The sequence below is a fragment of the Pseudomonas sp. HC1(2025) genome (genome assembly GCF_058742075.1).
The window spans coordinates 5,514,892-5,527,092 of record NZ_CP196017.1 but is presented as its reverse complement, the minus strand read 5'-3'; the positions used below and the strand labels follow the sequence as shown (position 1 = coordinate 5,527,092).

Sequence of the window (12,201 nt, the reverse complement as noted above, 5' to 3'; positions counted from 1 at the left end):
CTGGGCGGCCTTTAAGGAATCGAGAGCATGGAATATCTGACGACCCTCAAGACGATCCACATGGTGGCAACAGTGCTGCTGTTGGCCAGTGGCCTGGCGCTGGCCGTACTGAGCTGGCGCAAGCGCGCCGCCGGCCCGGCGGTTACGTTGCACCGGCCATGGCTGTTTGTCTGGTTGTTGATGGGCGTAAGCCTGGTAAGCATGCCGTTTACCGGCTGGTGGCTGGTGCACCTGATCGGCTGGCCATTGGGGCAGACATGGATCCTGGGCTCCAGCGTGATCTACACCGTGGCGGCGCTTGCCTGGTTCTGGCTGGTGGTGCGCCTCAATCGCCTGCGGCTGGGCGGTACGGGCAGTGCGAAATTCACCCTGGCCCTGGCGGTTGTCAGCCTGGTGGGGTTTGTGGCGATTGCCGGGTTGATGGGTGCCAAACCCGTTTAAGGCTTGAAACCGGGTCGCCTTCATTCGCGAGCAAGCCCGCTCCCACATTTGATCGGGTTCCACCTTTGGAATGCAGTCGAATGTGGGAGCGGGCTTGCTCGCGAAAGCTTTATCAGCCGCGCAGGCTAATCACCGGCCAGCCACGCTTCTGGGCCTCGGCCCGCAGATTCGGGTCCGGATCCACCGCCACCGGGTGGGTCACCTGCTCCAGCAGCGGCAGGTCATTCATCGAGTCGCTATAGAAATAGCTGTCTTGCAGGCTATACCCGGTCTCTTCCAGCCAACGATTCAAGCGCGTGACCTTGCCCTCGCGAAAGCACGGTACATCGGTGCTGCGCCCGGTGTAGCGGCCATCGGCCATCTCGCATTCGGTGGCGATCAGGGTTTCAACCCCCAAACGTGCGGCAATCGGCGCGGTGACAAAGCGGTTGGTGGCGGTGATGATCACCAGCGTGTCACCGGCGGCGCGGTGCTTGGCCAGCAGTTCAGCCGCCTTGGGCAGCATCAGCGGCTCGATGCAGTCGCGCATGAAGTCGCGGTGCCATTCGTCGAGCTGGGCCATCTCGGTGCTGCCGAGGATCTCCAGGCTGAAGTTCAGGTACGCGGCGTTGTCCAGCTTGCCGGCCAGGTAATCCTGGTAGAACTCGTCGTTGCGGGTCTTGTAGGCAACGGCATCGAGGATGCCGCGCTCACACAGGTAATCACCCCAGGCGTGGTCACTGTCGCCGCCCAAAAGCGTGTTGTCCAAGTCGAATAAAGCCAGGCGCATTGCGGTTACTCGCTGAAAAGTCTGTAAAAAGGCGTCCAGAATACGGTCTTTTCACAAGAGTGCACATAAGGTAAGCAGCCTCGTTGCCGCTGCAACAAGCTTTGTGGAACAATGCGGCGACATGCGTTTGCGAGGTTGTTGCCGTGATCGACCCCGATGGTTTCCGTCCAAATGTCGGGATTATTCTTACGAATGATGCCGGACAGGTGCTATGGGCTCGCCGAATCAACCAAGATGCCTGGCAGTTTCCCCAGGGTGGGATCAACCCCGATGAAACCCCTGAAGACGCCCTGTACCGTGAGTTGAACGAAGAAGTCGGCCTGGAGCGCGAAGATGTGCAAATTCTGGCCTGTACCCGAGGCTGGTTGCGCTATCGTTTGCCGCAACGCCTGGTGCGTACCCACAGCCAACCGCTGTGCATCGGCCAGAAGCAAAAGTGGTTTCTGCTGCGCCTTGTCTCCAACGAGCAGCGGGTGCGTATGGATTTGACCGGTAAACCGGAGTTCGATGGCTGGCGCTGGGTCAGTTATTGGTATCCGTTGGGTCAGGTGGTGACATTCAAGCGCGAGGTTTATCGTCGCGCTCTCAAAGAGCTTGCCCCGCGCCTTTTAGCGCGCGACTGACGACGGAGTTCGACCCCGAGCCATGCTCAATACGCTGCGCAAGATCGTCCAGGAAGTTAACTCCGCCAAGGATCTCAAGGCGGCGTTGGGGATTATTGTGTTGCGCGTCAAGGAAGCCATGGGCAGCCAGGTCTGCTCGGTTTACCTGCTGGACCCCGAGACCAACCGTTTTGTGCTGATGGCCACGGAGGGCTTGAACAAGCGCTCCATCGGCAAGGTCAGCATGGCGCCCAATGAAGGTCTGGTGGGCCTGGTGGGGACGCGTGAAGAACCCCTGAACCTTGAAAACGCGGCCGATCACCCGCGTTATCGCTACTTTGCCGAAACCGGTGAAGAGCGCTATGCCTCATTCCTCGGCGCACCGATCATCCACCACCGCCGCGTTGTCGGCGTATTGGTCATCCAGCAGAAAGAACGCCGCCAGTTCGATGAAGGTGAAGAAGCCTTCCTCGTGACCATGAGCGCGCAGTTGGCCGGGGTGATCGCCCACGCCGAAGCCACCGGCTCGATTCGCGGCCTGGGGCGCCAGGGCAAGGGTATCCAGGAAGCCAAGTTCGTCGGCGTACCGGGTTCGCCGGGTGCGGCGGTCGGTACTGCGGTGGTCATGCTGCCGCCGGCCGACCTCGATGTGGTGCCGGACAAGTCCGTCGACGACATCGACGCGGAAATCAAACTGTTCAAGACCGCCCTGGAAGGCGTGCGCGCCGATATGCGCAACCTGTCGACCAAGCTGGCCACCCAGTTGCGCCCCGAAGAACGGGCGCTGTTCGACGTGTACCAGATGATGCTCGACGACGCGTCCCTGGGTAACGAAGTCAAGACCGTGATCAAGACCGGCCAGTGGGCCCAGGGCGCGCTGCGCCAGGTGGTCACCGATCACGTCAACCGCTTTGAATTGATGGACGACGCCTACCTGCGCGAGCGCGCCTCGGATGTGCGCGACCTCGGTCGGCGCCTGCTGGCCTACCTGCAGGAAGACCGCACCACCAACCTGGTCTACCCCGACAACACCATCCTGATCAGTGAAGAACTGACCGCCACCATGCTCGGCGAAGTGCCGGAAGGCAAACTGGTGGGCCTGGTCTCGGTATTGGGTTCGGGCAACTCCCACGTGGCGATCCTGGCCCGTGCCATGGGCATCCCGACAGTGATGGGCCTGGTGGACCTGCCGTATTCCAAGGTCGACGGCATTTCGATGATCGTCGACGGGCACCGTGGCGAGGTGTTCACCAACCCCAGCGAGGTGCTGCGCAAGCAGTACGCCGAAGTTGTCGAGGAGGAGCGCCAGCTGTCCCAGGGGCTCGATGCCCTGCGCGAACTGCCCTGCGTGACCCTCGACGGCCACCGTGTACCGCTGCTGGTCAATACTGGCCTGCTGGCGGACGTGGCGCGTGCGCAACAACGTGGCGCTGAAGGGGTGGGCCTGTACCGCACCGAAGTGCCGTTCATGATCAACCAACGTTTCCCGAGCGAGAAGGAGCAGCTGGCGATTTATCGCGAGCAACTGTCCGCCTTCCATCCGTTACCGGTGACGATGCGCAGCCTGGACATCGGCGGCGACAAGTCACTGTCTTATTTCCCCATCAAGGAAGACAACCCCTTCCTTGGCTGGCGCGGTATCCGCGTTACCCTCGACCACCCCGAAATCTTCCTCGTCCAGACCCGCGCCATGCTCAAGGCCAGCGAAGGCCTGAACAACCTGCGCATTCTCCTTCCGATGATCTCCGGCACCCATGAGCTGGAAGAAGCCCTGCACCTGATCCACCGGGCCTGGGGCGAAGTGCGCGACGAAGGCGCCGACGTGCCGATGCCGCCGATTGGCGTGATGATCGAAATCCCGGCCGCGGTGTACCAGGCCAAGGAACTGGCGCGGCAGGTGGACTTCCTGTCGGTGGGCTCCAACGACCTGACCCAATACCTGCTGGCCGTGGACCGCAACAACCCACGGGTGGCCGACCTCTACGACTACCTGCACCCGGCGGTGCTGCAAGCCTTGCAGAACGTGGTGCGCGATGCCCATGCCGAAGGCAAGCCGGTGAGTATCTGTGGGGAAATGGCCGGTGATCCGGCGGCGGCGGTGCTGTTGATGGCCATGGGCTTTGACAGCCTGTCGATGAACGCCACCAACTTGCCCAAGGTCAAGTGGATGCTGCGCCAGATCAACCTGAGCAAGGCCAAGGACTTGCTGGCGGAACTGATGACCATCGACAACCCGCAAGTTATCCACAGCTCGCTGCAATTGGCCCTGAAAAGCCTGGGGTTGGCGCGGATGATCAATCCGACCGCGACGAAAACCCTCTAAAAAATGTGGGAGCGGGCTTGCCCGCGATTGCGGTAGGTCAGTCAACTAAGATGCCGACTGATCCAATGCTACCGCGGGCAAGCCCGCTCCCACAGTTGACCTGCGGCGCTGTTAGATCTTGAGTTCCACCTCGCCCAACCGCCCCCCATGGGGCCCAAAGCTGCGTTCGAGCATATGTCGCAGCCCATCGGCATGCACAATCAGCGCGGTACTCGCCCGCGTCCCATAACTGGGGCTGGCGATAAACACACTCGACAACAAACTCTCCGTAGCCAACCCCACCCCGGTATCCGGCAACTCGGCAAAAGGAGCGGTCTGCGGGTCGCTCAAAATTCCCAGCAAGGCATCCGGCTGCGGATCACTCAGCACTTGGGCCAGTGCCGTCTTGGCCTTGAGCAGCTTTGGCCAGGGCGTATCCAGCCCGGCGTTGGATAAACCATAGATCCCGGCCGACAGTTGGGTGGGGGCCGATTCATTGGCGTTGTAGTGCCACAGCTCGTGCGGCGTGCCAAGCAACAGGTTGAATCCGGCATATTCAATCGATCTGCCGTTAACCTCGGCCAAGTAGTCGGCAACCGGCAGAGAACCGCCGAGAAAGCGCGCTACCAACTCGCCGCGGGACTTGCGCGCCGGTGGCTGGTGCGGGTCGCGGATATTGGTCAGCGCGGCAAACCGTCCATCGGCGCCGACCCCCAGCCAAGTGCCCCCCGCTTCCTGGTCGCGACCGGCATACACCTGCGGTGCATCCGGCCACTGGGCCAAGGGCAGGCTGGGCCGGGCGTAGAATTCGTCACGGTTGGCCGCGACGATCAGCGGCTGGGCATGGCCCGGCCGCCAGGCGAAAACAATCAGGCACATAAGGCGATCCTTTGTGTTTTTCTCACTCTACCCATAGAACCGCCGGCTATCCATCGTATCGAAGTTGGGCCAGATGCCTCCCATCCGTTAACATGCCAGGCTGCTTGGCGCGGGTGCGAACTTCTTCATTTGATTGAGCTGCTGTAACGCAGGCTTAATCGTCCACCGGCAAGGTCCGTGCGCAATAACGAATGTTTTAACGAGGAGTCGCAATGCTGCCTTACCCGCAGATCGACCCGGTGGCCCTGGCCATCGGTCCGCTGAAAATCCACTGGTACGGGTTGATGTACCTGATCGGCATCGGCGGCGCCTGGCTGTTGGCTTCCCGACGCCTGAACCGCTTCGACCCGACCTGGACCAAGGAGAAGCTCTCCGACATGGTGTTCTGGATGTCGATGGGCGTGATCGTCGGCGGGCGCCTGGGCTATGTGCTGTTCTACGACCTGAGCGCGTACCTGGCCAACCCGACCCTGATTTTCGAGGTATGGAAGGGCGGCATGGCGTTCCACGGCGGCTTTATCGGCGTGATGCTCGCGGCCTGGTGGTTTGGCCGGCGCAACGGTAAGTCGTTCTTCCAACTGATGGATTTTGTCGCGCCGATGGTGCCGATCGGCCTGGGTGCCGGGCGGATCGGTAACTTCATCAACGCCGAGCTGTGGGGCAAGCCGACCGATGTGCCGTGGGCCATGGTGTTCCCGCCGTTCAGCGACCCGGCGCAGTTGGCGCGCCATCCGTCGCAGTTGTACCAGTTCGCCCTTGAAGGCGTGGCGCTGTTCCTGATCCTCTATATCTACTCGCGCAAACCGCGGCCGACCATGGCGGTTTCGGGGATGTTCGCCCTGTTCTACGGGATTTTCCGTTTCATCGTCGAGTTCGTGCGGGTGCCGGATGCGCAGTTGGGCTACCTGGCGTTCGGCTGGCTGACCATGGGTCAGGTACTGAGCATTCCGATGATTCTTGTTGGCCTGGGCCTGCTCTGGTGGGCTTACAACCGCCCACAGGCGATCAAGACCACTGCGCTATAAATTCGAACGCCGAGGCCCGAGGGCCTCGGCTTCACCGATACAGGTAATGTCATGAAGCAATATCTCGAGCTGGTTTCCCACGTCATCAACAACGGTACCAAGCAGGCCAACCGCACTGGCGTGAACACCATCAGCTTCCCCGGTGCGATGTTGCGCTTTGACCTGCAGGAAGGCTTCCCGGCCATCACCACCCGCAAAATGGCCTTCAAATCGGCGATTGGCGAGATGTGCGGCTTTTTGCGTGGGGTGAATAACGCCGCCGAATTCCGCGCCCTGGGCTGCAAGGTCTGGGACCAGAACGCCAACGAAAACGCGCAGTGGCTGGCCAACCCGTTCCGCCAGGGCGAGGACGACCTGGGCGAGATCTACGGCGTGCAATGGCGCAAATGGCCGGCGTACAAGCAGATCCCGCTAAGCAACCAGGCCGCTATCGAGCAGACCCTGGCCCAGGGCTATCGCCAGATCGCCGAAGGCGAGGAAGACGGCCAGGCCTACGTGGTGCTGTACAAGGCCATCGACCAGATCCGCCAGTGTGTCGACACCATCATCAAGGACCCGGGCAGCCGGCGCATCCTGTTCCACGGCTGGAACTGCGCCCAGCTCGATGAAATGGCCTTGCCGCCGTGCCACCTGCTGTACCAGTTCCACCCGAATGTCGAGACCAGGGAAATCTCCCTGACCCTCTACATCCGTTCCAACGACCTGGGCCTGGGCACGCCGTTCAACCTCACCGAAGGCGCCGCGCTGCTGAGCCTGATCGGGCGCCTGACCGGCTACACGCCGCGCTGGTTCACCTATTTCATCGGTGATGCGCACGTCTACGAGAACCACCTGGACATGCTCAGCGAACAGCTCAAGCGCGAGCCATTTGCCGCGCCGAAGCTGGTGATCAGCGAGCGCGTGCCGGAGTTTGCCAAGACCGGGGTGTACCAGCCGGAGTGGCTGGAGCTGATCGAGCCTGGCGACTTCTCGCTGGAAGGCTATGAGCACCATGCGCCGATGACGGCGCCGATGGCGGTTTGATCTAAACGCGGTCAAAAAATGTGGGAGCGGGCTTGCTCGCGATAGCGGGGTATCAGTCGACATCTTAATCGACTGGCCCACCGCTATCGCGAGCAAGCCCGCTCCCACATTTAGTTGGTGTTCACATGAGTTAGTGGCCGTGGCTTCTGCCCACATGTGAGTGCTCCGCCTCACTGGCCGCCACACTCCCACTGACCTCCAGCCGCTGCAAAATCCCACACTGGTCGATCTCCGGCCCTTCGCCACAGCGCTGGCGCAGGTCGAGCAGTTGTGTCTGCAAGGCCAGCAACCCGTCAATCCGCGCCTTGACGTGATGGATATGCTCGTCGATCAGTGCATTCACGCTCTCGCACTGGTCCTGGGGGCTGTCACGCAGGCCGAGCAGGCTGCGGATTTCCTCCAGGGTCATGTCCAGGCTGCGGCAGTTGCGGATAAAGGTCAGGCGCTCGGTGTGCGCCTGGGTGTACAGCCGGTAGTTGCCCTCACTGCGCGCCGGTGGTGGCAGCAGGCCTTCTTTCTCGTAATAACGGATGGTTTCCACCGGGCAGTCGGTCAGTTTTGCCAGTTCGCCGATCTTCATCGCAGCAATCTCCAAAAGGGTGCTTGACCCTATAGTGGCTACAGGGTCTTTACTTGGCAACAGGCACCTTCATGGACGCGACACAATGAGCGATTCCCTGCGCACCCCGCACAAGCACGACCACAGCCACGATCATGATCACGACCATGATCACAGCCATCACGACCACGGCCATGATCATAGCCATCATGATCACGCGCAAAAGCTTGCGCCTGTGAAAAAGCATGATCACGGTGGCGGCTCCTGCTGTTCCGGCGCCGCAGCCCCGTCGCTGGTGACGTTGACGCAAGCAACCAGCGCCAACGCGCGCCTGAGTACCTTCCGCATCGAGGCCATGGACTGCCCCACTGAGCAGACGCTGATCCAGAACAAACTGGGCAAGATGGCCGGTGTGCAGCAACTGGAATTCAACCTGATCAACCGTATCCTCGGCGTGACCCACGACCTGCCGAGCACCGCGCCGATCGTCGAGGCCATCAAGTCCCTGGGCATGCAGGCCGATCCGATCGAGGAGGGCGTGCCGGCCGCCGCACCACCGGCCAAGAAGCACTGGTGGCCGCTGGCCCTGTCTGGTTTTTGCGCCCTGGCAGCAGAGGTGATCCATTTCACCGACGCGGCCCCGACCTGGGTGGTGGCGCTGGTAGCGCTGGTGTCGATCCTCAGTGGCGGCCTCACCACCTACAAAAAGGGCTGGATTGCCCTGAAAAACCTCAACCTGAACATCAACGCGCTGATGAGCATCGCCGTGACCGGTGCGATCCTGATCGGCCAGTGGCCGGAAGCGGCGATGGTGATGTTCCTGTTTACCGTGGCCGAGTTGATCGAGGCCAAGTCCCTGGACCGTGCGCGCAATGCCATCAGTGGCTTGATGCAGATGACCCCGGAGCGGGCCACGGTGCGTCAGGCTGACGGTAGCTGGGTCGAACAAGAGGTCAAGACCATTGAACTGGGCGCTGTCGTGCGGGTACGTCCCGGCGAGCGCATTGGCCTGGACGGCGAAGTCACTGCCGGCCAGTCCACCATCGACCAGGCGCCGATCACCGGCGAGAGCCTGCCGATCGAGAAGACCGTGGGCGATAAAGTCTTCGCCGGCACCATCAACCAGGCCGGTTCCCTGGAATACCGGGTGACCGCTGCCGCCAACAACTCGACCCTGGCGCGCATCATCCACGCAGTGGAACAGGCCCAGGGCTCGCGGGCGCCGACCCAGCGTTTTGTGGACAGCTTCTCGAAAATCTACACCCCGGCGGTGTTCCTGTTTGCCCTCGGCGTGGCCGTGATCCCGCCGCTGTTCATGGGCGCGGTGTGGTTTGACTGGATCTACCGCGCCCTGGTGCTGTTGGTGGTCGCGTGCCCTTGTGCCCTGGTGATTTCCACCCCGGTGACCATCGTCAGCGGCCTGGCTGCCGCTGCGCGCAAAGGCATCCTGATCAAGGGCGGCGTGTACCTGGAGGCCGGCTACAAGCTCGACTACCTGGCCCTGGACAAGACCGGCACCATCACCCACGGCAAGCCGGTGCAGACCGACTACCTGGCGTTGTTCCCCAACTTGGAGGACCGCGCGCCGGCCTTGGCCGCCAGCCTGGCCGCGCGTTCCGACCACCCGGTGTCGCTGGCGATCGCCAATGCCGCTGTGGATAAAAAACTCCCGCTACAGGCTGTGGATAACTTCGAAGCCCTGGCCGGGCGCGGGGTGCGCGGCGAGATCAATGGCCAGGTCTATCACCTGGGCAACCATCGCCTGGTGGAAGAACTGGGCCTGTGCTCGCCGGCCCTCGAAGAGAAACTCTTCGCCCTGGAAAAACAAGGCAAGTCGGTGGTGCTGCTGCTCGACACATCTGGCCCGCTGGCGCTGTTCGCCGTGGCCGATACGGTCAAGGACAGCAGCCGCGAAGCCATCCAGCAGTTGCACGAGCTGGGTATCAAGACCCTGATGCTCACCGGCGACAACACCCACACCGCCCAGGCAATTGCCGCCCAGGTGGGCATCGACCAGGCCCAGGGCGACCTGCTGCCCACCGACAAGCTCAAGGCTATCGAGGACCTGTACGGGAAAAACCACCGGGTCGGCATGGTCGGCGACGGCATCAACGACGCCCCGGCCCTGGCCCGCGCCGAGATTGGCTTTGCCATGGCTGCAGCGGGCACCGACACGGCCATCGAGACCGCCGACGTGGCACTGATGGACGATGATTTGCGCAAGATTCCGGCATTCATACGCTTGTCGCGACAAACGTCGAGTATCCTCAAGCAGAACATTGCCCTGGCGCTGGTGATCAAGGCGATCTTCCTGGCGGTCACCTTCATGGGCATGGCCACTATGTGGATGGCGGTGTTCGCCGACATGGGCGTGAGCCTGCTGGTGGTGTTCAATGGTCTGCGCCTGCTGCGCAAATAGTCGATGAGAGGGTGGTGTGCTGAGTGCCGAGTTGAAGGCGTTTTACATGGTTGCCCGCCTGGGCAGTATTACCCAGGCGGCGAAAAAACTCGGCCTGAGCCAACCCACGGTGACCACCCAGATCCGCCATCTGGAAAGCCAGTACGCAGTTGAGCTGTTCTACCGCGGTGGCCGCCGCCTCACCGTCAGCGACGAAGGCGCGCGGTTGATGCCGATGGTCAAGGCGCTGTTGCAACAGGAAGCGGATATCGAGTTTTTCCTGCGCAACAGTGGCCAGGTCCAGGGCACGTTGCGGATCGCCGCGACCGCGCCCTATTACATCCTCGACCTGGTGAAAACCTTTCGTGAGCGCTTGCCCCACGTGGAAGTGGCGGTGGAAATCGGCAATTCCCAGCAGGTCCTCGAAGCCCTGGATGATTACCGGGTGGACGTCGCCGCCTCCTCGCAACTGCTGGACGACCCGCGCCTGATCCGCCGGGTGCTGGGCACCGATCCACTGGTACTGGCGGTGCATCGCAATCACCCGTTGGCCGTGCTGGAGCATGTGCCGCTCAGTGCGCTGGCGGGGCATACCCTGTTGATGCGCGAGGCAGGGTCCACCACCCGGCGCCTGACTGAAGAGATGCTCAAGGGCGCTGGCGTGAGTTATGGGCCGCTGCTGGAAATCGGCAGCCGCGAATCGATTCGCGAGGCGGTGCTGCGCAACATCGGCATCAGTATCATCGCCCGCCAGGAAGTGCCCCATGACCCGCAACTGCGAGTGCTGACCATCGAGAATGCGCCGCAGATTCCCGAGTACCTGTACTGCCTTAAAGAGCGCAAAGGTGCGCGGTTGCCGGCGGCTTTTCTGGGGTTGGCGCAGGAAATGTCGCCACTCTGAAAGATTTTTGATGGTTTTGAAATCGCCGTCGCAGGCAAGCCAGCTCCCACATTTTGATCTGTGAATACATTCAAATGTGGGAGCTGGCTTGCCTGCGATAGCGGTAGACCAAACACCCCAAGGCTATACCTCTACCCAAATCCACCAATACCACTATCACCCGCTTTTGCCTTCCTGCCACACCAGGGACGCATTTGCTGCCTAGCATGGCCTTCATCAGTTTGATGAGGTGCCACCATGAACACAGCCCAGCTCAACCCCGGCGCGCCGATGAAGGTGCGTGGTATCCAGAAGCGCTTTGGCGCCTTTACTGCCCTGGACCATGTGTCCCTGGACGTCGCCGCCGGTGAACTGGTGTGCCTGCTCGGCCCTTCGGGCTGCGGCAAGACCACCTTGCTGCGCTGCATCGCCGGCCTGGAACGCCAGGACAGCGGCGAGTTGTACCTGGGTGATCGCGACGTTTCCCTACTGGCACCCCAGGCGCGGGACTACGGCATTCTGTTCCAGTCCTACGCGCTGTTTCCCAATCTCAGCGTCGAGGCCAACATCGGCTACGGCCTGACCGGCAGCGGTCGCGATGAAGTGCGCAAGCGCGTGGCGCAGATGCTGGAACTGGTGGGCCTGACCGGCAGCGAAAAAAAATACCCCGGCCAACTGTCCGGCGGCCAGCAACAGCGCGTCGCCCTGGCCCGTGCCCTGGCGCCGGCCCCGTCGTTGTTGCTGCTGGACGAACCGATGTCGGCCCTCGATGCCCGGGTGCGCGAGCACCTGTGTACCGAGCTGCGCCAACTGCAACGCCGCCTGGGCATCACCACCCTGATGGTCACGCACAACCAGGACGAGGCCATGCTGATGGCCGACCGCATCGCCGTGATGAACAACGGCAAGGTCGAGCAGTACGCCACCCCGCAAGAAATCTACGACCGCCCGGCCACGCCGTTCGTGGCCGAGTTTGTCGGTCAGGGCAACTGGCTGCCGTTCAGCCGCAACAGCGCCAGCCACGCCCAGGTCGGCGGGATGAACGTGCGCCTGGCCGATGACTGCGGCAAAGCCGCGTCGGGCCGCCTGTTCTGCCGGCCGGAGGCGATCAGCGTCAACCCGCCGGTACACGAAGAAAACCTGTTCCCGGCCAAGGTCCGCGAGATCACCTTCCTCGGCAACCGTTGCCGCATGAGCTTTGAACTGGACCAGTTGCCCGGCCATCCGCTGCTGGCCGAACTGGCGCCGGAAGCCATGCCGCGCCTGGGCGCCCAGGACATCTGGGTGGCACTGCCACCGCGCAGCCTGCAGGTGTTTGCCTGA

The 12,201-nt window shown here is 62.2% G+C and carries 11 protein-coding genes; 8 read left to right on the top strand and 3 right to left on the bottom strand.

Annotated elements, in window-relative coordinates; genetic code table 11:
• Positions 1–27: 27 nt before the first annotated feature.
• Positions 28–441: a DUF2269 family protein gene (locus ACSSVH_RS24915; protein WP_170042135.1), complete on the top strand. Its 414-nt coding sequence runs from the start codon at positions 28–30 to the stop codon at positions 439–441.
• 112 nt (positions 442–553) lie between these two features.
• Here the strand turns inward: ACSSVH_RS24915 and ACSSVH_RS24910 are convergent, their stop codons facing one another.
• Entirely contained in the window at positions 554–1,210 is a 657-nt protein-coding gene (locus tag ACSSVH_RS24910) for a histidinol-phosphatase (protein ID WP_169954965.1), read from the bottom strand.
• Positions 1,211–1,353: 143 nt separating this feature from the next.
• On the opposite strand from ACSSVH_RS24910, the gene ACSSVH_RS24905 reads away from it, so the two are divergent.
• Together ACSSVH_RS24905 and ptsP are read left to right on the top strand one after the other, a co-directional pair.
• A complete protein-coding gene (locus ACSSVH_RS24905; protein WP_032858866.1) occupies positions 1,354–1,833 on the top strand; it encodes an RNA pyrophosphohydrolase in 480 nt (159 codons plus the stop codon).
• 22 nt (positions 1,834–1,855) lie between these two features.
• Positions 1,856–4,135, top strand: a complete 2,280-nt coding sequence (gene ptsP / locus ACSSVH_RS24900) for a phosphoenolpyruvate--protein phosphotransferase (RefSeq protein WP_169954964.1) — start codon at positions 1,856–1,858, stop codon at positions 4,133–4,135.
• Positions 4,136–4,246: 111 nt separating this feature from the next.
• Here the strand turns inward: ptsP and ACSSVH_RS24895 are convergent, their stop codons facing one another.
• Entirely contained in the window at positions 4,247–4,993 is a 747-nt protein-coding gene (locus ACSSVH_RS24895) for an NRDE family protein (protein WP_492633852.1), read from the bottom strand.
• 212 nt (positions 4,994–5,205) lie between these two features.
• On the opposite strand from ACSSVH_RS24895, the gene lgt reads away from it, so the two are divergent.
• Both lgt and ACSSVH_RS24885 read left to right on the top strand, forming a co-directional pair.
• Entirely contained in the window at positions 5,206–6,018 is an 813-nt protein-coding gene (gene lgt / locus ACSSVH_RS24890; RefSeq protein ID WP_169954962.1) for a prolipoprotein diacylglyceryl transferase, read from the top strand.
• A gap of 51 nt (positions 6,019–6,069) precedes the next feature.
• Positions 6,070–7,041, top strand: coding sequence for a thymidylate synthase (locus tag ACSSVH_RS24885; RefSeq protein WP_170042137.1), 972 nt, complete (start codon positions 6,070–6,072; stop codon positions 7,039–7,041).
• Between the two features lie 130 nt (positions 7,042–7,171).
• Here ACSSVH_RS24885 and cadR read toward each other — a convergent pair whose 3' ends face one another.
• Positions 7,172–7,621 carry a Cd(II)/Pb(II)-responsive transcriptional regulator gene (gene cadR / locus ACSSVH_RS24880; RefSeq protein WP_169954961.1) on the bottom strand — a complete coding sequence of 150 codons (450 nt, stop codon included), beginning with the start codon at positions 7,619–7,621 and terminating at the stop codon, positions 7,172–7,174.
• Positions 7,622–7,706: 85 nt separating this feature from the next.
• Here cadR and ACSSVH_RS24875 point away from each other — a divergent pair, with 85 nt between their 5' ends.
• The 3 genes from ACSSVH_RS24875 to ACSSVH_RS24865 all read left to right on the top strand — a co-directional run bounded on the left by ACSSVH_RS24875 (position 7,707) and on the right by ACSSVH_RS24865 (position 12,201).
• On the top strand, positions 7,707–10,019 hold the full coding sequence (locus tag ACSSVH_RS24875) for a heavy metal translocating P-type ATPase (protein WP_170042138.1): 2,313 nt from the start codon (positions 7,707–7,709) through the stop codon (positions 10,017–10,019).
• 16 nt (positions 10,020–10,035) lie between these two features.
• Entirely contained in the window at positions 10,036–10,899 is an 864-nt protein-coding gene (locus ACSSVH_RS24870) for a LysR substrate-binding domain-containing protein (RefSeq protein WP_169954959.1), read from the top strand.
• A gap of 237 nt (positions 10,900–11,136) precedes the next feature.
• Positions 11,137–12,201 carry a putative 2-aminoethylphosphonate ABC transporter ATP-binding protein gene (locus tag ACSSVH_RS24865; protein WP_492633851.1) on the top strand — a complete coding sequence of 355 codons (1,065 nt, stop codon included), beginning with the start codon at positions 11,137–11,139 and terminating at the stop codon, positions 12,199–12,201.